This window comes from Cryobacterium sp. TMT2-17-1 (assembly GCF_004402765.1).
Lineage (GTDB): Bacteria > Actinomycetota > Actinomycetes > Actinomycetales > Microbacteriaceae > Cryobacterium > Cryobacterium sandaracinum.
Genome location: NZ_SOGC01000015.1, coordinates 1 through 25,110, shown reverse-complemented (window position 1 = coordinate 25,110; position 25,110 = coordinate 1). Strand labels below are relative to the sequence as shown.

The window sequence follows — 25,110 nt, the reverse complement described above, 5'->3', positions numbered from 1 at the left end:
CGCACGGCCACTGATGGAAAAATGTCGCTGGGGCAACATCTGCTAGAGCTGCGCAAGCGTCTCTTCCTCGCTGCGGCAGGAATACTGGTTGGTGCGATCGTCGGCTGGTTCCTGTCCGATTTCGTGTGGGACGCCCTGCGCGAGCCGATCTACGCCATCATCGAGGCGCAGGACCGCACGGCTCAGCTGAACTACCCAGACATCACTAGTGCCTTTGACCTGAAGTTGAAGATCGCCTTCTACGTGGGGCTCGTCGTGTCCAGCCCGGTCTGGCTCTTCCAGATCTTCGCGTTCCTGGTTCCCGGCCTCACCCGCATCGAAAAGCAGTACACCTTCGGCTTCCTCTTCACCGCCATTCCGCTGTTCCTGGCGGGCTGCGCCGCGGGATGGTTCGTCCTGCCGAACATCGTCGGACTGATGACGAGTTTCGCACCCAAGGAAGACGCCGCTCTCATCGTCGCGCAAAGTTACCTCGATTTCGTGTTGAAGCTCATGATCGCGATCGGTGTGGCATTCGTGCTCCCCGTCTTCATCGTTCTGCTCAACCTGGCCGGAGTGATCAGTGCTCAGTCGATCATCAAATCCTGGCGGATCGCCGTCCTGTTGATCACGCTGTTTACCGCGATCGCCACCCCCGCTGCCGACGTGATCTCGATGTTCCTTCTTGCCATCCCTATGGTCCTGCTTTACTTCGCCGCCTATGGAATCGCGTTCCTCCACGATCGACGTGCCGCCCGCCGCGCCCGTTCCCTCGAACAGGAGTTGGCGCTCTGAGCGCACCCGATGACCAACCTTGAATCGCCCGCGGAACGCTATGCCGCCTCCCGAGCCCGCGCCGGCCGGCCCCGCCTGGAGTCATTCCGCACCGGGCTCCGCTTCGGACTGGATCCCTTCCAGCTGGCCGCTTGCGCGTCTCTCGAGGACGGTAACAGCGTGCTTGTGGCCGCGCCCACGGGTGCCGGCAAAACCCTGATCGCCGAGTTCGCGATCTATCTGGCAATGCAGAGCTCACGGAAGAAGGTCTTCTACACCGCCCCGATGAAGGCGCTGAGCAATCAAAAGTTTCAGGAACTCGTCGCAGAATACGGGGCGGATGCCGTGGGCCTGCTCACCGGCGACACGAACGTGAACCCGCAGGCCCGCATCGTGGTCATGACGACCGAAGTGCTGCGCAACATGCTCTACGCCGATTCGGACCTCCTCACAAACCTTGCCTTCGTCGTGTTGGACGAGGTCCACTTCCTGGCCGACCGGTTCCGCGGTGCCGTCTGGGAAGAGGTCATCATCCATCTGCCCCAGGACGTACGTCTGGTCTCGCTCAGCGCCACGGTCTCAAACGCCGAAGAATTCGGCGACTGGCTGCAGGCCGTCCGCGGCGAAACGGATGTCATCGTCTCCGAAGAGCGGCCGGTTCCGCTCGAACAACATGTGCTGGTCAAGAGCAAAATGATCGACCTCTTTGACGCAGCCGGCCTGGCCGGGACCCACCGGGTGAACCCGGAGCTGGTGCGGCTGGCCCAGTCGGGCGGGCGCGCACCCGGCGTCCGCTCGGCGAACGGACGCCGGGGCGGCGACCGCGACCGCGGCCGGGGGACCCAGCCGCGTGGCGGTTTCGAACCGGGGCGGATGGACCGCTCCGACATCGTGCGGCTGCTCGAGGGCAAACACCTGCTCCCGGCGATCTTCTTCATCTTCAGCCGAGTCGGCTGCGACCAGGCGGTCCGCCAGGTACTGCGGGCCGGCGTGCGCTTGACCGACGCTCAGGAGCGCGAGGAGATCCGGCAGATCGTCGACATGCGCTGCCGTACGCTGCTCGACGAAGACCTCGGCGTGCTCGGCTACTTCGAGTGGCTCGACGGCCTCGAGCGGGGTGTCGCCGCCCACCACGCCGGGCTGCTTCCGGCGTTCAAGGAGGTCGTCGAGGAGCTGTTTCAGAAGAAGCTCCTAAAGGCCGTCTTCGCCACGGAAACCCTGGCGCTCGGCATCAACATGCCGGCCCGTACGGTGGTGCTCGACAAGCTCGAGAAGTTCAACGGCGAGGCGAGAGTGCCGGTCACCCCGGGGGAGTACACCCAGCTGACCGGTCGGGCCGGGCGGCGCGGCATTGACATCGAGGGCCACTCGGTGATCCAGTGGGCTTCCGGACTCGACCCTCAGACGGTGGCGTCACTCGCGTCTCGACGCACCTACCCGCTCAATTCCAGCTTTAAGCCGACCTACAACATGGCCGTCAACCTGATCGACCAGTTCGGTCGGGAACGCACGCGTGAGGTCCTCGAGTCCTCGTTTGCCCAGTTCCAGGCCGATCGGGCGGTCGTCGACCTGGCACGCAGAGTGCGCCAACAGGAAGAGTCACTGACCGGGTTCGCACAATCCATGGTCTGCCACCTGGGCGACTTCACCGAATACTCCGCCATCCGTCGCAATCTCACCGACGTCGAGCGCCAAAATGCGGCGGGGGAGACCGGCGCCCGTGCGGCGCGCGAGCGCCGCCAGCGCGAACTCGGCAGCCTGCGTAAGCGCATGCGCGAGCATCCGTGCCATAGCTGCCCTGAGCGCGAGCAGCACGCACGGTGGGCACGGCGCTGGTGGACGCTGAGGCGAGACACGGATACCCTCACCCAGCAGATTACGACACGCACCGGCGCCGTCGCACGCGTCTTCGACCGGGTGACCGAAGTTCTCGTGGGCTACGGCTATCTCCTCGAGAACCCCGACGGCACGGTCACGCTCAGCCCGAGCGGCCTGATCCTGCGGCGCATCTACGCGGACCGTGACCTCCTGGTAGCGGAATCGCTGCGCCGGGGCCTGTGGAACGACCTCGACCCGGCGGGTCTCGCCGCCATGGCCTGCGCTCTCGTTTTCGAACCCCGCCGCGAAGAGGGTTTGATCGACGAACGCTACCTGCCCAAGGGCGCCTTCCGCGAGGCCCTGCACGAGACCCAGGAGTTGTGGAGCCGCCTCGATGATCTCGAACGCGATCACAAGCTTCCCGGCAGCAACCCCCTCGCGGTGGGACTCAGCCTGGCGATATGGAAGTGGGCGCGAGCCGGTTCGCTCATCGACGTCCTGGATGAGGCCGAGATGGCGGCGGGCGACTTCGTGCGCTGGACGAAGCAGACCATCGACCTTCTGGATCAGCTCTCGGTCGTGGCCGACGACCCCGTCGGCCGCACCGCTCGCAAGGCCATGGATGCGATCCGCCGTGGGATCGTGGCCTACTCGTCAGTCGCCTAGGCTGATGACGTGATCTCGGGGACCCTTCGGCCATTGGCCCTCCCGTTGCCGGCCGCTATGCTGCTCGCCGCGGCGGCCGGCGCGATCCTGGACGCCGGGTTTCCCGATCGGTCGTGGTGGATTCTGGCCCTGGTCGGAGTCTTCCTGATGCTCTTCGCCTTACTGGGGCGTGGTTTCTGGTCCGGCCTGCTCATCGGGTTGGTGGCCGGATCAGCGTTCTGGTTGATTCACATCAGCTGGCTGACGCTCTATCTCGGACCTGTGCCCTGGCTGGCACTGGCCGGCTTGCAAACCATATTCTTCTGTATCAGCCTGGCGCTGATCGGTGTCGTGCTCGAAACGGGGCCGCGGGTGTGGCCGACCAGCCTGGGCCGCCTCGGCGTGGTGCCGGTGGTCGTGGCTGGGCTGTGGACGGCGCGGGAAGCACTCGCCTCGGTATGGCCGTATGGCGGATTCGCTTGGGGCAGGGTGGCCATCTCCCAGTCCGAGAGCCCGTTCAATTCACTGGTGGCCTGGGTCGGCATGTCGGGGCTCAGCTTCGTCCTGGTCTGGCTTTGCGCCCTGGCTCTGCAGTTGCTCCGCGAAACCCCGGTGCGACTCACCGTGCGCTCAGGCATTGCCGCAGGGGCGATCGCGGTCGTATTGGTCGTACCGGCCTGGCCGACGGTACAGACGGGGGAGGTGCGTCTGGCTGCCATCCAGGGTGCATCGGATGCCGGTCTGTTCGCGCGCTACTCACCGGGGCAGATCCTGGCGGACCACACTTCGGCGACCTTGGCCGTCATCGACGAGGAGGTCGACTTCGTCGTGTGGCCGGAGAACGCCAGCGACATCGACCCCCTTCGTTCAGCGGATGCCGCCAAGAACCTGGACTTCCTCAGCCACCGGATGGGCGTCCCGATCATCGCGGGAGCGATAACGCAGCGGAACAACAAGATCTACAACAGTTCTCTGCTGTGGCAGGAGGGAGAGGGCGCCGTCGACATCTACGACAAGGTGCATCCGGTGCCCTTCGCGGAGTACATGCCGGACCGTGCGTTCTGGCGGCCATTTGCTCCCGAGCTGATCGACCTGGTCGCGCGCGACTACTCCATCGGCACCCGGGACAACGTTTTCGACATCAACGGGATCGTGGCGGGACTCGCCATCTGCTTCGATATCGCCGACGACCAGCTCGTTCAGGAAATGGTCGACGACAAAGCCGAGATCATCCTTGCCCAGACGAACAACGCCGACTTCGGCCGCACCGACGAGAGCGTGCAGCAGTTGGCCATCGCACGACTCCGAGCCATCGAAGCCGGGCGCACGGTCGTGAATATCTCCACCGTGGGCACCAGCGCCATCATCACGCCGGATGGTGCCACGCTCGACAGTCTGCCGACCTGGCTGCCCGGAGCGATGGTGCAGTCAGTTCCCCTGAGCGACACGGTCACCCCGGCGATGGCTGCGGGACGGGTAATCGAGTGGCTGGTGTGCGGCCTCGGCCTTGCCGGGTTTGTACTGTGCTCTCGTAACACGCTACGCGCCCGTTGGAATCGGGCGCGTAGCGTGCGATCCTGATCAGTTCAGGCAGCGCGAAAAAGGGCCGATCAGGCGCCGATCTTCTGCTGGCCGCGACGCTCCCGCAGGAACGTCAGCCGTTCCTCAAGGAGTTCCTCGAGCTCGGCGCGGGTGCGTCGCTCCAGGAGCATGTCCCAATGCGTACGCGGTACTTTCTCGTCGGAATGGTCCACTATCACCGGTTTGGAGTCAACCAACCGGGTTGCTGTCTGTGAACAGAAGCGACATTCCCATTCGTCAGGAGCTTCCGCCTCTGCCGAGAAGATCATGACCGTCTCCCGTGCGCACGTCGCACACAGATACGTGTGACTAACTCGTGGTGAAAAGGTTACGCCCTCTTCGCTCTGAAGGCTTTGTGCGCCTAACCTCATGCCACGCAAACTGCGATCCGCCATCGTATGGTCTCCTCTCGCGATACAACTTCTAGGTATAAACCATCAAGCTGGACGTTATCTTTCCGTTATGTGACTTCTCGGAGCGAACTCTCAGGCTCGCGCCGCGATGATCGCCACGGCCAGGTCGCACCGGTCGGTGACGATCCCGTCGACACCGAGGTCCAGGAGCCGGATCATGGACTCCGCATCGTTGATGGTCCAGACATGCACCTCCACCTCGGCCGCGTGTATGCCGCGAATGAAGCGGGGAGTGAGGATGCGAAGGAAACGAACCGACTCCGGCACCTGCACGGCGGCAAAGTTCCTCAGGGAGTGCCGAACCGGAGCGGCAAGGCCCAGTTCGGCGGCCAAAACGGCGCGCATCAAGACCGACGCGGATGCCGATGTGGCCACCCCGGGGAGCAGCGCAGCCGTGCGGCGACGGCGGTTCTCGGAGAAAGAGGTGATCAGCACCCGGTCGATGGCGCCGGCGTCCCGGACCGCCGCGGCCGTGGCCTCGACGGCGGCCAATGATTTGACGTCGATGTTGAACCGGGCCTCCGGGAAGACGTCAAGTCCCTCGCGAAGGGACGCGAAGGATTGCCCCTGACCGAGTCCGACCCGGCGCAGCTCGCCCATGGTGAGCTGATCGAGGCGGATGCGGGTTCCGGCCACATCGTGTTCAGCGTCGTGGCTGAGCACGGCGATTCCGTCGTCCGTGGCGTGGACATCCGTCTCGATGTGGGTCGCGCCGACCGCGAGCGCGTGCCGGAACGCCAGCAGGGTGTTCTCCGGTGCATCAAGGGAGAGGCCGCGATGGGCGAAAACGCGCGGCCCGACCCCCTCGAGGTACATCGCCGCCTACGCCTCCGGGACGGCGGGGGACCGGCCGGCCGGCCCGGCCTGCCCGGTCTGCGCGGTCTGCGCGGGGGCGGCCGAGCCGCCGACGGCATGGCCGAACGCCGCCCCGATGCCGTTCATCGCGGCGGTGAGTTCGCTGGGCACGATCCACAACTTGTTCGCACTGCCCTCCGCGAGCTTGGGGAGGGTCAGAAGGTACTGATAGGCCAGGAGCTTCGGATCCGGGTCACCGTCGTGGATCGCCCTGAATACCGTGGTGATGGCCTCCGCCTCACCCTGGGCGCGCAGAACGGCTGCCTTCGCGTCACCCTCCGCCGACAGGATGGCGGCCTGCCGAGCTCCCTCGGCCGTCAGAATCGCCGACTGCTTCGTGCCCTCGGCGGTCAGGATGACCGCGCGGCGGTCACGCTCGGCGCGCATCTGCTTCTCCATCGAATCCTGGATGGACAGGGGCGGGTCGATCGCCTTCAGCTCCACCCGTCCGACTCGGATACCCCACTTGCCGGTCGCCTCGTCCAGCACGATCCGTAGTTGCCCGTTGATATTGTCGCGGCTGGTCAGCGCCTCTTCAAGGTTGAGGCCACCGACCACATTGCGCAGGGTCGTCGTCGTGAGCTGCTCGACCGCGCCCAGGTAATTCGCGATTTCGTAGGTGGCGGCACGTGCATCCGTGACCTGAAAATAGACCACGGTGTCAATGGACACCACGAGATTGTCCTCCGTGATCACCGGCTGCGGGGGGAAGGAAACGACCTGTTCGCGCATGTCCAACAAGGGTCGCACCCGGTCGATGAAGGGAACCAGGATGTTCAGGCCCGGCTCGAGCGTCTTGTGATACTTGCCCAGACGCTCGACGACGCCGGCGTTGGCCTGCGGGATGATCTTGATGGCCCGGACTAGAACGACGACGACGAACACCCCGAGTACCAAGAGGAGGGCGGCAATGAAGATTTGCCCAATGAATTCACCGGTGGAGAGCACTATGTGATGTTCCTTTCCGAGGGATGAACGACGGCGGTGGAGCCTTCGATCGCGGTCACGCGAACAATCTCACCGGGTTCGGCGGATTGCGTGTCGGTGTCGGGGGAGAGGCGGGCTGTCCAGGTTTCGCCGTTGGCCAGTTTGACCATTCCACCCGAGGGGCGAACGGTGGACAGTACTTGTGCGGTCATGCCGAGCAGTGCGGCGACATTGCTCGGTGTGTGATCGGCACCCTTCCTCATCAGCCGCAGGAGAACCGGGCGTATGAGCAGGATGAGGAGCACGGATACCACGGCGGCCGTGACGATCTGGAGCCACCACACGGCTCCCAGCAGGTTCGCCCCCAGGCCGGCCAGGCTTCCGACAGCAATCATCAGAAAGGTGAACTCGAGCGACAGCAGCTCGATGATCACGCAGACGAGGATGAAGACGAGCCACACGATCCACAAGTAGTCGGTCAGGTCAGCCATCAATTTTGGAGCCTCTCACGTGACGTTTCCCTATCGAAGCTATCACCTGCTCGTTGGCCGGAGTCGAGACTGGCCGAGGCTGAGTCCCGCCGCTCATGTTGGTAGGGTTGGGCGTTGTGACTACTGCACCCAAAAATCCCCTCGACGCCGGCTCTCTCATCGGCAAACGCGCCCTGGTCACGGGGTCGTCCCGTGGTGTCGGAGCGGCCACCGTCGGCCTCCTCGCCGAGGCGGGCGCCAGCGTCGCGATCAACTTCCGTAACAAGGAGGCACGGGCGATCAAGGTCGCCGATGCGATCCGCGCCGCAGGTGGCACGGCAATCACGGTCGGCGCAGATCTGACGGATGCTGCATCCGTCGAGTCCATGTTCGAAACCATCCGTGCGGAGTTCGGCGGCCTCGACATCCTCGTCATGAACGCCTCCGGTGGCATGGAAAGCGGCATGGCCGAGGATTACGCCATGCAGCTGAACCGGGACGCCCAGGTCAACCTGCTGCACGCGGCACGGCCCTTGCTCGCTCCGGGTGCCCGCGTGGTGTTCGTCACCAGCCACCAGGCCCACTTTGTCGAGACCACGACCACCATGGCCGAATACGAGCCGGTCGCCCGGAGCAAGCGCGCCGGCGAGGACGCACTGCGCGCCCTCATCCCCGAGTTTGCCGAGGCCGGCATCGGTTTCGTCGTTGTCTCCGGCGACATCATTGAGGGCACGGTCACCGCCGTCCTGCTCGAGCGAGCCAGCCCGGGCACCATGACCGCGCGTAAGGATGCCGCCGGCCGGCTGTACAACGTCAGCGAATTCGGCGTCGAGGTTGCGTTGGCGGCCGTCGAGGCCGTGCCGGAGAACAACACCAGGTACGTCGGGGACATCGCGGACTACGTCGGCGAAGCCGCCAGTCTAAACTGACGTCGCGGGCAGCACGTGCAGTGCGGCCTGGCGAATGCCGTGCGGCCGCGCCGAGCGGCTACGCCGTATCGAGTGTCGCCGACCGACCTTGGCCGAACATAAAGGCCTGCGCCAGTTGGATGATCCCGGACAGAACGAGGAACACTCCGCCGATCGTGACCAGAATGGTGACCGACTCGACGGGGGAGAAGAGCACCACGACGCCGGTCACGACGGCGATGGCGCCGAAGACCGCACCGAACCACCTGCTGGAGTCCGGGGCCGTCTCGACCAATCCGGCCACACCTTCCACGATCCAACAGCTCCCGATAAGCATCCCGAGCACTGCCAGGGTGTCCAAAGGGATTCTGATTGCCACGATACCGCCCACGATCAGCAGCACGCCGAGCAGGATGTTCACAACCCGGCTACCGCCGGACGCACCCTGTGTGAATAATCCTCGGCCTACGTGAACGATGCCGCTGATCAAAAAGTACAGGCCGAACAGGATCTTGAGGGAGGCGACGGTGGCGTCCGTCCAGGACAGGATCAGGACGCCGACGACCAGGGCCAACAGGCCGGTGCCAGCAATGGCCAGGCGCACACCGTTGATTTCTGACGTGCTGAGCGCTCTCTAATCCAACGACAGATCGAAGGCCGTAACGGTAGTGGGCATTTCAGCTGCCTCTTGGATTCTGGGAACGTGCCGTGCCGCACAAAGTAGTCGAGTCCGGCCAACACGTCCAGACCTCTTCACTGGTTGACCGATAATGCACATTATGTCAGCGCGTAATGGACCTATTGCAGGAATTGCAGAATAGGACTCCCCTGGTATTTGTCCGCCGGAGCGCTGGTCGCGTCAGGGACTTCTGCTGTTTCTCTGAGATGTGGGGCGCTATATCTGCACTGGTCAAGGTCTGAGCGCTCTGATTCAACGTGGGGAATTTCGCGGCACATATCCTCTCGGGATCCCCGTATTTCCGCGGTTTAACGTCGCGTGCTTTGCATGTTTTGCTTTTAAAGAGCATAATTTGCAGACAGGTTGAGTGGGCTTATGAGCGTTGCATTGGGCCGAGTAACCCATCTGCCTCTGCGCCCCGAGGCGACCAGCCCGGATGCAGTTTTCACCGAGATGGTCGACAGCTGGCGCCGCCAACAGCTCTCCCGCAATTTCCGGCACGAGACCATTTCTGGCCGCGAACGAACGATCCGTCGGTTCGCGGACTTCACCGGGCACTTCCCGTGGGAATGGACGTTCGCGGACGTCGAGGACTACTTCGCTTACACGCGCTCGGTATCAAACCTGTCCCAGGCCACCGTCCGGGCGTATCGAACCAACCTCAAACTGTTTTGCGACTTCCTCACCGATCCGGCCTACGACTGGAGCGAAGTCCGCGGACGTTCCTTTGGCCGGCCCGTCACTCAGATCATCACCGACTTCAACCGGGCCACCCACACGCAACAGAATGAACAGCGGGCAACGAAACGCCCGTTTTCGCGTCGTGAGCTGCAGGACTTCTTCGATCTCGCCGACATCGAGGTCGAGCGTGTCATCAACTCGGGACGCAAGAGCGCCATCGCCGCCTACCGCGATGCCATCGCGTTCAAGACCGCCTACGCTGGGGGACTTCGCGCCAACGAGGTGACCCACCTGCAGCTGGTCGATTTCTCCCGCAACCCGCACTCGCCCCAGTTCGGCGACTTCGGTGTCCTCCACGTCCGTTACGGGAAGGCCCAGAAAGGGTATGCGCCCGAGCGCCGCTCCGTTCTCACCGTGTTCGAGTGGTCGCCTGAGGCCGTTCACCGGTGGATCCGCACCGGACTGCCTCACCTTGCCGCTCAACCGACCGACCTGTTCCCCACCAGCCAGGGCCTCGTCGTGCCGAAGTCGAATCTACGGCGACGCTTCCGCGCCTACGTCAACGAGCTGGGCTTCCCGGCCGGCCTGGACATGCATTCCCTTCGCCGGTCCTACGTCACCCACCTGTTCGAGTTCTATGGCTTCGAGCACACGTTCGTCCAACAACAAGTTGGCCACCTCCATGCGTCGACCACATCCATTTACACGGCAGTCTCCAGCGACTACCAAACCCGGGCGTTGAACCGCGTCCTCGAGCGCACGATCAACGCGACCACCAACAGCACCCCGTGGGAGGAAAAATCATGAAACGAGAAATCGAGTACCGCTGGCGCGCACGCGAGCTCATGGCGCGCCACGGCATGAAGAACAGCCGAGAACTCGTCGCCCCGCTCCGAGAACGCGGCATCACGCTCTCGGAGTCGCAGATCTATCGACTCGTCGCCCAGGATCCCGAGCGGATCTCCTTCAAAGTCCTGACCGCTCTCTGCGACATCTTCAACGTTGAGGCGAACGAGCTCGTCACCTTCACCGCAGCGAACGCCAAGAGCCAACGCCAAGAACGAACAATCGCCTCCGGCGAGAACATCGTCAACTTCGCCGACGCATACAAACCCGTCCGCGCCCGCATCCTCGACGATGACGACTGAGCACCGCACCCGCGGACGCCCCTGAACCCCAGGCACCCTGCACTGCGACCGCTGCGGTGGTCTGGTCGCGAAGATTCGAGTGCACTGGCCCGACGGCGCCATTTGCGGGATCTGCTTCACCACAGCCACACACACCCGCGGCCCTTGCGCTACCTGCGGCGACACACGCCTGCTCCCTGGCAAAGACGCGGACGGCGCGAACACCTGCCGTGACTGCGCCGGCATCGCCACACTCCTGCACTGCGACACCTGCGGCGATGAAGCCGAACGATTTCGTAACGGCAACTGCATCCGCTGCGTCCTCCGCGCCGACCTCACCGCAACCCTCCAACCCAACACTCCCCCGGACCTCCGGCTCAAACGCCTCGTCGCTGTCTTCGCCAATGCCGAGCGACCCGAGAGCATCTATACCTGGAAACGCGGCATCGGTGCCAGTGCCCTCCTCACCCGACTGGGCACCAGGGAACTGGCCATCAGCCACGAGGCCTTCGACGCCCTACCCGCATCCAACGCCGTCGAACACCTTCGCGAAACACTCACCCATCACGGCATGCTGCCGCCCCGGGACCGCCAACTGGCGGCGTTCGAACGCTGGCTCGAGAAGAGAATCGTGTCTCTTGCTGACCATCGCGAGATCCAAGGACCGATCGAACGCTTCGGCCGGTGGCATCACTTGAAACGACTCCGGGCGAAGTCGTTGCCCGGCACGAACATGAACTTCGCCGTCCGGTCAGCGAAGCAGGAAATCACCGAGTCAGGACGATTCCTCGCCTGGCTCCTATCCGAGCACGACACCACCTACACCGATATCCGTCAATCGCACCTCGACGACTACCTCGCCTCCGGACCATCCACTCGCCATGCCATCAACACCTTCATCGCCTCGCTCGTCACATCACACGAGATCGCGAAAGTCCGGGTCCCCCGTCGTGAAGCACAATCGACCCCGATCCTGACGCAGGCAGCCAGAATCGACCACATCCGCGCCTGCCTCACCACCGGAGAAATGCCCGCCGCAGACCGCGTCGCCGCACTTATCCTGCTGCTTTACGCACACCCGGTCGGAAAGATCGCAGCCCTGAAAACCAGCGCCCTCGAAGCGCGACCCGATGGCCTATACCTGCGTCTGGGATCGGTGCCAGCCCTACTGCCCGCACAAGTCGCGGCAACCTTCTGGGACTACGTCCACAACCGCCCCAACCAGCAAACTGTCAACACCGACAGCCCTTGGCTCTTTCCCGGCTACCTGCCTGGCCAACACACCCATCCAGAAAACATGCTGAACCGACTTCGCAGCTGGGGAATCGACCTCAACGGCGTCAGAAACACCGCCCTGCGCGACCTCGCCAGAGAGCTCAATCCCACCGCCTTGGCCATTTCCCTGGGATATAGCAGCGAGATAATCCACCAGCACGCCGCCGCCGCCGGAGCACCACACGCCGACTACATCAACCTCAAATCATCACAGCTCCGGCCCTCGCCCAGGCTCAGTTCCGTGAAGGATTAGGACCCTTTCGGATAAGTCCAGTTCCCGCTTTGGCCGAAACCCGCCATGCGCAACACGTTCGTTCTGCTCGTGGGCACCATCCGCGAGCGCCTACTGCAGTGCAGTTATCCACCCGATGAAACGGGCTGGGCTCGCGTAGTGGATGACGCCGTCGCGGTAGCGGTACGCGGAGTCGAACTCCGGTATCGGCCGGCTAACCGACCGCGGGCCGGTCTCGATATACCCATCAGCCAGAAGCTGAGCTCTCAGAACATCCCAAGCCGGCATATCCCGGGTCCAGTTCGCGTACCGAACGGTCAGGTCCGTCTGCGGTTTCGTCCACTCACATCGCAGACCGTCAGCTCCGACCAATGAGTCCAGTTCTTCGCGGGGGCCGTCAGCACGGAAAGTGAGTCCGTCCGTCGCCATTTTCGAATTCAGGTCAGCGGTGAAAGCGTTGTCGCATGTATCGGTTTCAGGGATCGGCGTCGGGGTTGGAGTTATGGTTACGGTCATCGTCGGCGCAGAAATTGGTCCACCAGCTTCCGGTACCGACCCAGAACAGCCGATCATCGCCACCGCCAAACAACCCGCCGCCAGAACCGCACTCGCCCCTCGAAACCCCCTGATACGCATAGCTACAACCTACTGGTTCTGGCCCGCCGCGATTTCCATAAGCCGTCGTTCCGTAACTGGCGCCACGACTCCCCTGTCAGTCAGCACGCCGCCGCCGCCGCTGGAGCACCCCACGCCGACTACATCAACCTCAAATCACCACAGCGCAGACCCCCCCCAGGCTCAGCAACGGGAACCATTAGGACCCTTTCAGATAAGTCCAGTTCCCACTTAGACGATGCTTTCGCCTGATCAGGTGAGGCATAGGATCACTTCCGAAGCGTCCCGCATCGTGCCGGAATGTGTCCAGCGGTGGATTAGGACCCTTGTGCAGACATTTGGCGACGGTTAGCCGAACCGCCGCCGCCGGACTCATTCTGGGCGGTCGATTTCCTTGTCGGTGTTCTCCGGTTCGTGCGGGCGCAGGACCATCCCGAATTCGTTCACGGGCAGGAACGCGTCCCGGTCACACGCGCCCGGATGCGGCACGGGGCACGTAAGGATAGTGTCATGGGCGCCGCGCTCGATCAAATGTGCACGCATGGTCTGCCCACAGACCGGGCATTCCTTCAGATCGGTCGGCACGTCCGTATCCGCGAATCGCGGATCCACTCGGTCGGAGTGGCGAGTAGGACTGCTCACCGGCAGTTCCCTGTCTTTGTCCATGTGCTCAGACTACGCCGAGTTTCAAAATCGACCAGATGCGTGTGCTTTGCGTCTATTCTTCTCCGAAGCCCGATTCCAGAAGGTCTCCCAGAGCGGCTACGGCTGCCGCTCCGGCCTCATCCGAGGAGGAGATCTTCGCGGTCATGCCGCGGATGAGTCCGAGTGACATCACGGCGAGCAGACTGGATGCATCCCTGCCGTTCACGGTGACTCGTGCCTCGAACGTATTGGCGAGCTTCACGAAGTCAGCAGCCGGTCGGGCATGCAGACCATCCTTGTTCACCAGGGTAACGGTTCGCGTGACCACCGGCGGCAGCGCTGGTTCCGCCCCAGCTGCGGAGACGGCCCCGGCTGCGGATTGCGCGGCCCGCACGACAGACTCGATGTCTCCCCCAATCTCGGCGGCGACGGCCGCAGCCACACCCCCCTCGACCAGAGGCGCATCCACGATTCGTACTCGGGCACGCGCCGCGTCTCCGAGGAAATCCAACGCGGTTTCGGCCGTCAGGATCGCGGAGCCCAGGTCGCAGAGGAGCACGACGCCGGCGCCGGCGTCAGCCTGTGCAATGCCGCTGACCACCTTCGTGAAGCTCGTGCCGATACCCCCGTCGTCTGTCCCACCGGCCGGGACCATCCTCGTTTGGGGTGCCATCTGGGTTGCCAGATCGAGGAGACCGTCGGCGATCTTCGAGCTGTGGGAGATGAAAACGAGGCCGACAAGCCCCTCTGTGGCGGTCATTTCAGGCGGTCGCTGCGGTGTCGGCAGCTGCTCGCAACAGCAGGGCCGAAGACTGCGCTCCCGGGTCGCGGTGACCGATGGCCCGTTCGCCGAGGTAGCTAGCCCGTCCCTTGCGCGCAACCCAGGGTTCCGTCGCCTCTGCCCCTGCCTCGGCGGCAGCTGCCGCCGCCATCAAAATCGCCAGGTCGTTCGCACCGTCGGCACGGGCTGCTTCGGCGGCGTCGACCGCCGGAGTCCAGGCATCGACCATGGTCTTGTCTCCGGGTTCCGCCTTGCCGCGCAGGACGATGCCGTCTCGCGCGGCCGCCAGGAATGCGACTAGAGCGGCCCCGTCAAGATCAGCCGAGCCGGTGATGGCCACGGCCGCCTTAAGGAACGCTGTTCCATACAGTGGACCCGCCGCACCGCCCACGGTTGAGATCAACGTGGTTGCGACGAGTTTGAAGACGTCCCCGGGGTTCGCCTCGGACGAAAGGTCATCGAGTTTCAACAGCACCGCCTGGAAACCGCGGTCCATGTTTTCGCCATGATCACCATCGCCGATTTCACGGTCCAGATCAATCAATTCCACACGGTGCTCATTCATTACCGCCGCGCTGGTCCTGATCCAGGCTTTCGCCCACGTGCCGTCTAGCTTCATTGGATCTCCTTCTACCGGCCTATCGTCCCCACCGTAGCGCTGCCGTCTGGACCGGCGCATCCCACAGGGCAGTCAGTTCGTCATCGAGTTTCAGCACGGTGATGGATGTTCCCTGCATCTCGAGAGACGTCGTAAAGTTCCCGACGAGTGTTCTGGATACTTCGATCCCCTGTTCGGCCAACACCTCGGCGGCCCGTCGAAACACGATGTACAGCTCGATTTGCGGTGTGCCGCCCATTCCGTTGACGAAGAGCAGCACCTCGTCCCCGGCTACGAACGGGATGTCCTCAAGGATAGGGCCGAGGAGCCGGTCGACGATGGCGTCGGCCGGCTCCAGCTTGATCCGCGCGCGCCCCGGCTCGCCGTGGATGCCGATCCCGATCTCGATCTCATCGTCGGCGAGCGTGAAGCTGCCTTCCCCGGCGTGGGGAACAACGCACGGCGTCAGCGCCACACCCATCGAACGCACACCGGAGATGACCCTCTCTGCGATCGCGGCGACGGTCTCCAGGGCGTCTCCGCGCTCAGCCGACGCTCCAGCGATCTTCTCGACCAAGACCGTTCCGGCCACGCCACGTCGCCCGGCCGTGTACAGCGAGTCCTTCACGGCGACGTCGTCGTTGACGATTACCGAGCGGACCTCGATTCCGTCCGCGGCGGCGAGGTCGGCGGCGGTCTCGAAATTCAAGACGTCCCCGGTGTAGTTCTTGACGATGTGGAGCACCCCCGCTCCCCCATCGACCGCCTTCGTCGCGGCGAGGATCGGGTCGGGTGTCGGTGAGGTGAAAACGGCCCCGGGTACGGCTGCGTCCAGCATCCCGAACCCGACGAACCCACCGTGAAGTGGCTCGTGTCCGCTTCCTCCTCCGCTGACCAGACCCACTTTCCCGGCAACGGGAGCTTCCGTGCGCACGATGTAGGTCGGTTCCGTCGAAATCCGGACGATATCGGCGTGGGCCGCGCCGAACCCGGCCACGGCCTCAGCGACGACGTTCTTGGGATCATTGACGAGTTTCTTCATGTCTCTTCCTTCGATCGAGGTGGTTGGACGGCCCGTCGACGGGCTGTTGTGGAGCGCTATGCACTTTAGGCTCAACCTACGCGCTGCCCTCGCTGCCGGTAAGGGGCGGTGAATTACGCGTCCACCGGCCCATTCCGCTGCGTTAATCGCCGCGCTATGGTAACGCCGATCGCTCACCGCTCTGGGTCGCTCCGGCATCTTCAGCCTCACCAAGAAAGGTCAACGTGGACAATATTGGAGTCGTATTCTTATCGGAAGTGCTGGGCACGGGGATACTCGTCCTCCTCGGAACCGGTGTGGTCGCCAACGTCGCGCTGGCCAAGAACAAGGGCCTCGGCGGCGGATTCCTCATGGTCACCATCGGGTGGGGTTTCGCGGTCTTCGCCGGTGTCATCGTCGCCTACAACTCTGGTGCACACCTTAACCCGGCAGTCACCCTCGGCCTGGTGACATCGGGTGCGACGGAGTTCGGTTCGGGCGTTCCCGTGAACTTCCTGACTGTCCTCACCTACATCGCGGGTCAGCTCCTCGGCGCCTTCATCGGAGCCGTCTTTTGCTGGCTGGCCTACAAACAGCACTTCGACGCTGAGCCCAACTCCGCCAACAAACTCGGCGTCTTCTCGACCGGTCCGGCCATCCGCTCCTACGGATGGAACCTGACAACCGAGATCATCGGCACATTCGTGCTTGTCTTCGTCGTTCTGGCGTTCGGTGGCGGGCGCCAGGGCGAGAGTGGCGGACTGGCCGCGCTCGGCGCACTGCCCGTCGCGCTGCTAGTTATCGTCATCGGCACCTCGCTCGGTGGGCCGACCGGATACGCCATCAACCCGGCTCGTGACCTGGGGCCCCGCATCGCGCACTTCGTCCTGCCGATCAAGGGCAAGGGAACGTCTGATTGGGCCTATTCCTGGGTTCCTGTCGTGGGTCCGGTCATTGGCGGAATGCTCGCCGGATGGGCTTCCCTGTTCCTATTGCCCGTCCTCACGTAATCCTTCCCGCGGGCCGGTTCAGTCATTGAATCGGCCCGCGCTGTGTGGCTTCACGCAGCGGCGTGCGCCGCGTCGAGCACTGATTCTCGCAATCCAAGGAGGTATTCCAAGGCTGAGTACGTAATCGCAATCGACCAGGGAACCACGAGTTCCCGAGCGATCATCTTCGACAACGCAGGCTCGGTGATCGCGATCGGTCAGCTCGAGCACGAGCACGAGCACGAGCAGATCTTCCCTCGGGCCGGCTGGGTCGAGCACGACCCGATGGAAATTTGGGACAACACCCGTGAAGTGATCGGCCAGGCTTTGTCCAAGTTGAACCTGACTCGGCATGACATCGAGGCCGTGGGAATCACCAACCAGCATGAGACCGCAGTGGTCTCGGACCGCCGCACCGGGCTGCCCGTCCACAACGCGATTGTCTGGTGAGATACCCGCACCCAGCCCATCGTGGACCGTCTCGTCGCCGACGGCGGAGTCGAACGGTTCAAGGCCCAGGTGGGGCTTCCCCTGGCGACGTACTTCTCCGGAACGAAGATCGTCTGGATTCTCGAGGACGTGAATGACGCGCGCGCAAGGCCGAAGCCGGCGATCTGATGTTTGGCACGACGGACTCCTGGGTGCTGTGGAACCTGACCGGCGGTCTCGAAGGCGGCGTGCACGCGACGGACGTGACCAACGCCAGCCGCACCATGTTCATGGATCTCGAGATTCTGCAATGGGACGACGACATCCTCGCCGCCTTCGGGGAACCCAAGTCGATGCTGCCCGAGATTCGTTCGTCGTCCGAGGTCTACGGCATCGCGAGCGGCCACTGCCGGCCTTCGACCAAGGTGAGGCGAAGAATACCAACGGCACCGGTGCCTTCCTGATCTTCAACACGGGCACCGATATCATCCACTCCAAGAACGGTTTGCTCACCACGCTCGGCTACAAGCTCGGCGACGCCGAACCCCACTATGCGCTGGACGGCTCCATCGCGGTCACCGGCTCCCTCGTGCAGTGGCTGCGAGACAATCTGGGAATGATCAGTACCCCCGAGGAAATCGAGACGCTTGCCAAAACGGTCGATGACAATGGCGGCGCCTACTTCGTGCCCGCCTTCTCCGGACTCTTCCCGCCGAACTGGCGCTCGGACGCCCGTGGTGCCCTCGTCGGCCTGGCCCGATTCGTGGACAAGGGCCACATCTACCGCGCCGCCCTCGAGGCGACCGCGTTTCAGACCCGGAAGGTCCTGGACGCGGTTAACGCCGACTCGGGTGTTCCATTGACCGAGCTGAAGGTTGACGGGGGCATGATCGGCAACAACACGCTGATGCAGTTCCAGGCCGACATCATCGGCGTGCCAGCGGTGCGAACGGTCGTGGCCGAAACCACGGCTCTGGGCGCCGCGTACGCCGCCGGACTGGCGGTCGGGTTCTGGGGTGACCTTGACGAACTGCGGGCCAACTGGCGGGAGGACAGCCGGTGGACCCCGCAAATGGGCGAAGAAGAGCCGAACCGACAGATGCGCAACTGGAAAGAGGCCATTACCAAGACGTTCGGCTGGGTTGACGAAGACGTCGTCAAGCTCGTCTCGTTTTATCTGGGCCAGCCGGGTCACACCCGACTGGCCGCGACCCACTCAGCGAGCTTGGCCGTGGCCGCACCGGAGTCGACTGCCTCCGCGGCCACAATCATTTTAGTGCGAAAGCGCTCGATAATATTGACTTGAGACTGCGCGGGATCGTTTGCAAGGTCAAACGCGACCAGGCCGGCGGCCGCGTTCAGCAGGACGATGTCACGCACCGCACCGACCTCACCGGCCAGCACTGAATGAACGACGGCCGCATTGTGCTCAGCGTCCCCGCCAACGAGCTCATTGATCGAGGCCCGTCGGATTCCTAGGTCACGCGGATCGATGTCGTGCTCCGTCACCAGGCCCCGCGACACCTCCCAGACATGGCTGTGGCCCGTCGTGGTCAGCTCATCGAGACCGTCGTCACCGCGGAAGACCAGGGCCGTCGCCCCGCGTGTCTGGAATACACCCACGATGAGCGGAACTCGGTCCAGGTTTGCGACTCCCACTGCTGACGCCTCGGGACGGGCCGGATTGCACAACGGGCCGAGGTAGTTGAACACCGTGGGGATGCCGAGCTCCTTGCGCGCAAGCGCTGCGTGGCGGAACCCCGGGTGAAAAGCGGCAGCGAAGGCGAAGGTGATCCCGGCCGTGTCCAGAATGGCAGCAACCTTGTCGGCAGACAGTGACAGGTCAATGCCGAGGGCAGCAAGCACGTCCGACGAACCGGACGCCGAGCTTGAGGCCCGGTTGCCGTGTTTGATCACGGGAACGCCGACCCCGGCGCAGACGATGGAGGCCATCGTCGAGATGTTGACGGTGCCGAACCGATCCCCACCAGTGCCGACGATGTCCAGGGCCATCGGGTTCACCGCCAGCGGTACGGCATGGTCGAGGATCGCATCCCGAAACCCGACGATTTCGTCCACGGTTTCGCCCTTGGCGCGCAGGGCTACGAGGAAGCCGGCCAGCTGCGCCGGAGTTGCCTCCCCCAGCATGACCTGCTCCATGCTCCACGCGGCATCGGAGACGCTGAGGTCCTTCCCCGAAAGCAGAGCACTTAGGACGTTTGGCCAGGACTGAATTTCAAGCATGGATCGATTTTAGCGAGATCGACGATCCGTCCCGAATTCGCTTCCCGGGGCGCGTTTGTTCCAATCAGGTAGTCATTCCGGTAATTGAGCGACAGGTCCGCCCCGATGACAATAACCGATACGCAAATCGGCCATAATAGAAGAGTGACGAGTCCATCAATTACTTACGCGGTCAATGCGCCCGTTGTTAACCGGCCCAACAGCGTGGCTGTTGGCACTATCGTCTGGTTGGGCAGCGAAGTCATGTTCTTCGCCGGGCTCTTCGCCATCTACTTCACGCTGCGGTCGACGTCGCCTGAATTGTGGTTATTCGAGACGGAGAAGCACGGCTTCGGATTCGCCCTTGTGAACACACTGATCCTCGTGTCCTCTTCGGTGACCTGCCAGTTCGGAGTGTTTGCGGCAGAACGCCTGCAATCACGTTCGACCGGATGGAAACCGAGCCAGTGGGGCATGGTCGAGTGGTTCTTCCTCACCTACGCCCTCGGCGCCATATTCGTGTCCGGTCAGGTCTTCGAGTACGCGACTCTCGTTTCCGAGGGCGTCTCGCTTACCAGCAACGCGTACGGATCCGCGTTCTACCTCACCACCGGTTTCCACGGTATTCACGTGACTGCCGGCCTGATCGCGTTCCTGCTCGTCATCGGGCGCGCCTTCGCGGTCAAGAACTTCGGTCACAAGGAAGCAACGAGCGCCATCGTCGTGTCGTACTACTGGCACTTCGTCGACGTTGTCTGGATCGGGCTGTTCCTCGTCATTTACGTTCTTAAATAGAAAGTCGGAGTGGACACCACGTATGACCACGTTTAGCACACCGAAGCAGTCCGACGGTCGCAAAGCCGGCCGTCGCAGCCCGCTTGCCAGCGTCGCCCTCATCGCGATCGGACTCCTCTTCACCGGAGGCGCATACGCGGCTTTCAGCACGAGCACGGCCAGTGCGGAGACGAACGCTGCGTCGCAGCAAACCGTCGGCGAAGGGCAGAAACTCTTTGCGGCCAACTGCGCCACCTGTCACGGATTGGAAGCAGCGGGCACCAATGCTGGCCCCAGCCTGATCGGCGTCGGCGCTGCATCGGTCGACTTCCAGGTGGGCACCGGACGCATGCCGATGCAGTTGAACGGACCGCAGGCTGAGAAGAAGGCGGTCCAGTTCACAGACGAGCAGATCGTGTCGCTCGCCGCTTACGTGGCGTCCCTTGCGCCGGGTCCGGCACTTCCGGATCCGTCTCTCCTCGACGCCGAGGGCGATGCCGCCAAGGGCGCCGAATTGTTCCGCATCAACTGCGCAATGTGCCACAACGTCGCCGGCGCCGGTGGTGCCCTCACTCAGGGCAAGTATGCGCCTGCCCTGGCCGGGGTTACGGAGAAGCACATCTACGAGGCCATGGTCACCGGCCCGCAGAACATGCCCGTGTTCAACGACATGAACATTTCCCCGGAGAGCAAGCGGGACATCATTACGTACCTCAAGTACCTGGACAACAACCCGTCCCCCGGTGGATTCGCTCTGGGTGCCCTCGGACCGGTCTCGGAAGGTCTTTTCCTCTGGATCTTCGGTCTTGGGTCGATCGTTGCCCTGACGGTGTGGATCACCGCCAAGTCGAACTGATCACCGACCAGGTCTGACACAAACTGTTTTATGAGAATTCCGATGAAGGAGAACAATGGCCAAGGACGATAACAGCGGGAAGGACTTGACCGCTGCTGACTCGTCGAGCGTCGGGCATGAGGGGGCTCCCGCAGGCACCGCCGTCGTCGTACGGGATGCCGTGGCCAATCCGGGTCTCCCCCCACACCGACCGCGCGTCACCGACCTCAACCCCAGCGCGGAGCGTCGCGCCGAGCGAACCGTCTACACGCTCTTTTACCTGTCGATCGTGGGCAGTGTGTTCGCGATCGTGGCGTATATGGTCTTCCCGATCATCCCTGAGGAACCGGATTCGGTTCGTCTGAACAACCTCTTCATTGGTCTCGGCCTCACTCTCGCCCTGCTGGCAATCGGCATCGGCGCCGTGCACTGGGGCAAGGCGCTCATGTTCGACCACGAAGGCGTCGACGAGCGCCACCCGGTGCGGGGGTCGGACGAGACCCGCGAACGCGCGGTCGAGATCTTTCACGAGGCCAATGTTGAATCGGGCATCGGTCGCCGTACGCTCATCCGAAACAGCCTCATCGGTGCCTTGATCGCCTTTCCGCTGCCGGCCGTCGTGCTGTTCCGCGGCTTGGGCCCGCAGGACACCAATCCGGCTGCAGCTCTCGAACACACCATGTGGAAGAAGGGCACCAGGCTCGCGATCGACCCCACGGGCACACCGATCAAGGCCTCCGACGTCACCCTCGGCTCGGCCTTCCACGTGATTCCCGAAGGACTGCAGGACCTCGGCCACGGCAAACTCGAAGAGAAGGCCAAGGCCGCAGTTCTGCTGATGAGGCTGAAGCCGGAAGACATCAATGAGCCCGCCGACAAGAAGGACTGGTCGTACGACGGCATTGTCGCCTACTCAAAGATCTGCACGCACGTCGGATGCCCGGTCGCGCTCTATGAACAGCAGACCCACACGCTCCTGTGCCCCTGTCACCAGTCGCAGTTCGATGTGACGAACCAGTGCGAAGTCATCTTCGGACCGGCCAAGCGCCCGTTGCCGCAGCTGCCCATCACGGTAGACTCCGAGGGATATCTCATTGCACAAAGCGATTTCACTGAACCCGTCGGACCGAGCTTCTGGGAGCGGAATTGAGCACTACAACTACGACTACTGACTTGGTCGAAACAAAGAAGTCCGGTGGCCTCACCGGGGCCGCCGCAAACTACATCGACGAACGCACCAGCATTTCGACCGCGGTTAAGGAACTGGGTCGCAAGATCTTCCCCGACCACTGGTCTTTCCTGCTCGGTGAGGTTGCCCTCTACAGCTTCGTCATCATCCTGCTGTCCGGTTCGTTCCTCACGTTCTTCTTCAGCGCTTCGATGACGCCGGTGGAGTACGACGGTTCGTACATGCCACTCAAGGGTGTGGAGATGTCTGCCGCGATGGCATCCTCCCTGGACATCTCCTTTGATATTCGTGGCGGGCTCCTCATGCGCCAGGTCCACCACTGGGCAGCACTGCTCTTCGTGGCTGCAATCGGCTTGCACATGCTCCGCATCTACTTCACCGGTGCGTTCCGCAAGCCGCGCGAGCTCAACTGGGTCATCGGGTTTGTTCTGTTCATCCTGGCCATGGCCGAAGGATTCACCGGGTACTCCCTCCCCGACGACCTGCTCTCCGGAAACGGCTTGCGTATCATCGACGGAATGGTCAAGGGCATCCCGCTGGTCGGAACCTGGATTTCGTTCCTCCTCTTTGGCGGAGAGTTCCCGGGCGAGGCGATCGTTGGACGCTTGTACTCCCTCCACATTCTGCTGCTGCCGGCCATTATCGTGGCTTTGATCGCGATGCACCTGCTCTTCGTCGTCGTACACAAGCACACGCAGTACCCCGGTGCCGGACGCACCAACCAGAATGTAGTCGGCTACCCGGTTCTTCCCGTGTACGCGGCCAAGGCCGGTGGCTTCTTCTTCATCGTCTTCGGCATCGTGATGATGATGGCGTCGCTGTTTACGATCAACCCCATCTGGAACTACGGTCCCTACGATCCCTCCCCCGTTTCGGCCGGAACACAGCCGGACTGGTACATCGGTTTCGCTGACGGCGCCCTGCGCCTGATCCCGCCGGGACTCGAGATGGTCTGGCTGGATCGCACCTGGTCCTTCAACATCCTGATCCCGTTGGTTTCGCTGGGCCTGTTCATCCTGGTCGTGCTTATCTACCCGTTCATCGAGGGGTGGGTCACCGGAGACAAGCGTGAACACCACATCCTCGACCGTCCCCGGAACGCCCCGACACGAACCGCGATCGGTGCCGCCGGAGTCACGTTCTACGCGGCGCTGTGGGCCACGGCCTCCTCGGACATCATCGCAACGCACTTCAAGGTGACGATGGAAGGCGTGATCCACACCATGCAGTTCCTGGTGATTGTGGGGCCCTTCATCGCCTTCTTCGTGACGAAACGTATCTGCCTGGCTTTGCAGAAAAAGGACCGTGAGATCGTTCTGCACGGTTACGAGTCCGGGCGTATCGTGCGTCTACCCGGTGGCGAGTACATCGAGGTTCACCAGCCCGTTGATGAATACGAGCGCTGGAAGCTGGTCAGCTACAACGACTACAAGCCGCTCATGATCCGCCCGAACGCCAAGGGCAAAATCACGGTGGGCCAAAAGGCTCGTGCCGGACTGTCCCGCTGGTTCTTCGAGGACCGGATCGAACCGGTATCGACCACTGAACTCGTACGGACGCACGACCACCACCACTAGGCTCCGGCCGCGAACACAGAACGGGCATCGATGTCCCTCCAGACCCTGTCGGAGTGGCTTCGGTGCCCGAACTGTTTTCTTCCGCTTTCCCCCGCCGAGCCGCTGACGCTGCGCTGCGGGGCCGGTCACTCCTTCGACGTGAACAAGCGCGGATACGTGTCACTGGCAGGCGGTTCGCGCCGGCTGATCGGCGATAGCGTCGCGATGGTCGACGCGAGAGCACTTTTCCTCGAGACCGGCTGGTACGAGCCGCTGCGCAGCCGCCTTGCTGAGAGGGTGGCGGCTGAGAACCCCTCCCGGGTCATGGACATCGGCTGTGGAACCGGATACTACTTGCAGGGGGTTTTCGCGCTCTGTCCAGATGCGCGCGCCCTGGGAATAGACCTTTCCCCCGTGGCGGTCGGGCGCACAGTGAGCGGCCGGGACAACATCGACGGGCTCGTGGCGGATGTCTGGTCCCCGCTGCCGGTGCGGGACGCATCAGCAGATGTACTCCTTAACGTATTCGCTCCCCGGAACCCGTCTGAATTTCACCGGGTCCTGCGCGAAGACGGTCTGCTCGTCGTCGTCGTGCCGCACGCGTCCCACCTGCAGGAGCTCAGGGCGTCCGGTCTGGCGTTGGACGTGCCCGCGAACAAAGGCGAGCACCTGTCCGAGGCGCTGTCCCCCGCCTTCGAACTGGAAACACGGGACGAGTTGTCGTCTTCGCTGCGCCTCAACCCGGCCCAGACATCCGCTCTGATCGGGATGGGTCCGTCAGCTCACCACACGGATTTCGACGCGCTGACGGTCCATCTCAGCGGCGTGCAGACCGTCACGGCGTCCTTCGAGTTACTCGGCTACCGTCGCATCACGATCTGAAGCCCGGCAGCCACGCGTAGCGTCCCACGACCTGAGCGAATTCGACGGAGATTCTGGCAGAATCGCACCCCGACGGGCCGGAAAGACGCGTATACCGGAGAATCTCGGCTCCCCTGCTGTATCCGTGGGTGTTTCGGAGCGCCTTAACGGCCGCACGCCGCTTCCTGTCTAGGTTTCTGACTGTCAAAGGAAAGAAACTTTATAGGCGG

The 25,110-nt window shown here is 63.2% G+C and carries 23 protein-coding genes and 1 pseudogene; 14 read left to right on the top strand and 10 right to left on the bottom strand.

From position 1 onward, the window contains the following. The first annotated feature begins 21 nt into the window (after positions 1-21). From tatC to lnt, 3 genes are read left to right on the top strand one after another with little or no spacing between them, the layout of a single operon-like run. Positions 22-774 (top strand): twin-arginine translocase subunit TatC, encoded by a 753-nt coding sequence (tatC, locus tag E3O47_RS03640; RefSeq protein ID WP_104102077.1) that lies wholly within the window; start codon positions 22-24, stop codon positions 772-774. A 9-nt stretch (positions 775-783) separates the two neighbouring features. Beyond that, a complete protein-coding gene (locus tag E3O47_RS03635; RefSeq protein WP_134419524.1) occupies positions 784-3,237 on the top strand; it encodes a DEAD/DEAH box helicase in 2,454 nt (817 codons plus the stop codon). Between the two features lie 9 nt (positions 3,238-3,246). After that, entirely contained in the window at positions 3,247-4,797 is a 1,551-nt protein-coding gene (lnt, locus tag E3O47_RS03630; protein ID WP_241986077.1) for an apolipoprotein N-acyltransferase, read from the top strand. A gap of 29 nt (positions 4,798-4,826) precedes the next feature. Here the strand turns inward: lnt and E3O47_RS03625 are convergent, their stop codons facing one another. The 4 genes from E3O47_RS03625 to E3O47_RS03610 form a co-directional block, all read right to left on the bottom strand. Continuing rightward, complete coding sequence (locus E3O47_RS03625; RefSeq protein ID WP_104102069.1) at positions 4,827-5,192, bottom strand: RNA polymerase-binding protein RbpA; 366 nt, start codon at positions 5,190-5,192, stop codon at positions 4,827-4,829. A gap of 90 nt (positions 5,193-5,282) precedes the next feature. Continuing rightward, positions 5,283-6,026, bottom strand: coding sequence for a glycerophosphodiester phosphodiesterase family protein (locus E3O47_RS03620; RefSeq protein ID WP_134419523.1), 744 nt, complete (start codon positions 6,024-6,026; stop codon positions 5,283-5,285). A 6-nt stretch (positions 6,027-6,032) separates the two neighbouring features. After that, the gene (locus E3O47_RS03615) at positions 6,033-7,013 is read right to left on the bottom strand and encodes an SPFH domain-containing protein (protein ID WP_134419522.1); all 981 of its coding nucleotides are present in this window, start codon (positions 7,011-7,013) and stop codon (positions 6,033-6,035) included. Then, entirely contained in the window at positions 7,013-7,483 is a 471-nt protein-coding gene (locus E3O47_RS03610; protein ID WP_174720217.1) for an NfeD family protein, read from the bottom strand. Before E3O47_RS03610 ends, E3O47_RS03615 begins: the two co-directional genes overlap by 1 nt. Positions 7,484-7,599: 116 nt before the next feature. Here E3O47_RS03610 and E3O47_RS03605 point away from each other — a divergent pair, with 116 nt between their 5' ends. After that, positions 7,600-8,391: an SDR family oxidoreductase gene (locus tag E3O47_RS03605; RefSeq protein ID WP_241986075.1), complete on the top strand. Its 792-nt coding sequence runs from the start codon at positions 7,600-7,602 to the stop codon at positions 8,389-8,391. A 58-nt stretch (positions 8,392-8,449) separates the two neighbouring features. On the opposite strand, the gene E3O47_RS03600 is transcribed toward E3O47_RS03605, so the two are convergent. Beyond that, on the bottom strand, positions 8,450-8,974 hold the full coding sequence (locus E3O47_RS03600) for a DUF308 domain-containing protein (protein WP_166785312.1): 525 nt from the start codon (positions 8,972-8,974) through the stop codon (positions 8,450-8,452). Between the two features lie 450 nt (positions 8,975-9,424). Between E3O47_RS03600 and E3O47_RS03595 the strand changes: the two genes are divergently transcribed. From E3O47_RS03595 to E3O47_RS03585, 3 genes are all read left to right on the top strand, one after another. Then, the gene (locus E3O47_RS03595) at positions 9,425-10,537 is read left to right on the top strand and encodes a tyrosine-type recombinase/integrase (RefSeq protein WP_134419519.1); all 1,113 of its coding nucleotides are present in this window, start codon (positions 9,425-9,427) and stop codon (positions 10,535-10,537) included. Then, positions 10,534-10,878 carry a helix-turn-helix transcriptional regulator gene (locus E3O47_RS03590; protein WP_134401657.1) on the top strand — a complete coding sequence of 115 codons (345 nt, stop codon included), beginning with the start codon at positions 10,534-10,536 and terminating at the stop codon, positions 10,876-10,878. The genes E3O47_RS03595 and E3O47_RS03590 overlap by 4 nt, the downstream gene beginning before the upstream one ends. 79 nt (positions 10,879-10,957) lie before the next feature. After that, a complete protein-coding gene (locus E3O47_RS03585; RefSeq protein WP_241986073.1) occupies positions 10,958-12,385 on the top strand; it encodes a site-specific recombinase in 1,428 nt (475 codons plus the stop codon). A gap of 966 nt (positions 12,386-13,351) precedes the next feature. Here E3O47_RS03585 and E3O47_RS03580 read toward each other — a convergent pair. The 4 genes from E3O47_RS03580 to dhaK form a co-directional block, all read right to left on the bottom strand. Next, a complete protein-coding gene (locus tag E3O47_RS03580; RefSeq protein ID WP_134419516.1) occupies positions 13,352-13,564 on the bottom strand; it encodes a hypothetical protein in 213 nt (70 codons plus the stop codon). A 133-nt stretch (positions 13,565-13,697) separates the two neighbouring features. Then, a complete protein-coding gene (gene dhaM, locus E3O47_RS03575) occupies positions 13,698-14,384 on the bottom strand; it encodes a dihydroxyacetone kinase phosphoryl donor subunit DhaM (RefSeq protein ID WP_134342891.1) in 687 nt (228 codons plus the stop codon). A gap of 1 nt (position 14,385) precedes the next feature. Then, on the bottom strand, positions 14,386-15,024 hold the full coding sequence (gene dhaL, locus E3O47_RS03570) for a dihydroxyacetone kinase subunit DhaL (protein ID WP_104102053.1): 639 nt from the start codon (positions 15,022-15,024) through the stop codon (positions 14,386-14,388). Positions 15,025-15,043: 19 nt separating this feature from the next. Then, positions 15,044-16,045 (bottom strand): dihydroxyacetone kinase subunit DhaK, encoded by a 1,002-nt coding sequence (dhaK, locus tag E3O47_RS03565; protein ID WP_104102051.1) that lies wholly within the window; start codon positions 16,043-16,045, stop codon positions 15,044-15,046. 224 nt (positions 16,046-16,269) lie between these two features. Here dhaK and E3O47_RS03560 point away from each other — a divergent pair, with 224 nt between their 5' ends. Next, positions 16,270-17,034: an MIP/aquaporin family protein gene (locus tag E3O47_RS03560; RefSeq protein WP_134419515.1), complete on the top strand. Its 765-nt coding sequence runs from the start codon at positions 16,270-16,272 to the stop codon at positions 17,032-17,034. Between the two features lie 123 nt (positions 17,035-17,157). Beyond that, positions 17,158-18,598, top strand: a pseudogene (locus E3O47_RS16770) (FGGY family carbohydrate kinase); the annotation flags it as partial. Between the two features lie 35 nt (positions 18,599-18,633). Here E3O47_RS16770 and trpD read toward each other — a convergent pair. Then, complete coding sequence (gene trpD / locus E3O47_RS03550) at positions 18,634-19,686, bottom strand: anthranilate phosphoribosyltransferase (protein WP_134419514.1); 1,053 nt, start codon at positions 19,684-19,686, stop codon at positions 18,634-18,636. Positions 19,687-19,890: 204 nt separating this feature from the next. Here trpD and E3O47_RS03545 point away from each other — a divergent pair, with 204 nt between their 5' ends. From E3O47_RS03545 to E3O47_RS03525, 5 genes are read left to right on the top strand one after another with little or no spacing between them, the layout of a single operon-like run. Further along, positions 19,891-20,460: a heme-copper oxidase subunit III gene (locus E3O47_RS03545; protein ID WP_241977815.1), complete on the top strand. Its 570-nt coding sequence runs from the start codon at positions 19,891-19,893 to the stop codon at positions 20,458-20,460. 22 nt (positions 20,461-20,482) lie between these two features. Further along, positions 20,483-21,295, top strand: coding sequence for a cytochrome c (locus E3O47_RS03540; RefSeq protein ID WP_134342895.1), 813 nt, complete (start codon positions 20,483-20,485; stop codon positions 21,293-21,295). Between the two features lie 55 nt (positions 21,296-21,350). Beyond that, complete coding sequence (locus E3O47_RS03535) at positions 21,351-22,424, top strand: Rieske 2Fe-2S domain-containing protein (protein ID WP_104102037.1); 1,074 nt, start codon at positions 21,351-21,353, stop codon at positions 22,422-22,424. A 23-nt stretch (positions 22,425-22,447) separates the two neighbouring features. Then, positions 22,448-24,040, top strand: coding sequence for a ubiquinol-cytochrome c reductase cytochrome b subunit (locus E3O47_RS03530; RefSeq protein WP_134419555.1), 1,593 nt, complete (start codon positions 22,448-22,450; stop codon positions 24,038-24,040). 30 nt (positions 24,041-24,070) lie between these two features. Next, complete coding sequence (locus tag E3O47_RS03525; protein WP_104102031.1) at positions 24,071-24,901, top strand: methyltransferase domain-containing protein; 831 nt, start codon at positions 24,071-24,073, stop codon at positions 24,899-24,901. The last annotated feature ends 209 nt before the right edge of the window (positions 24,902-25,110 follow it).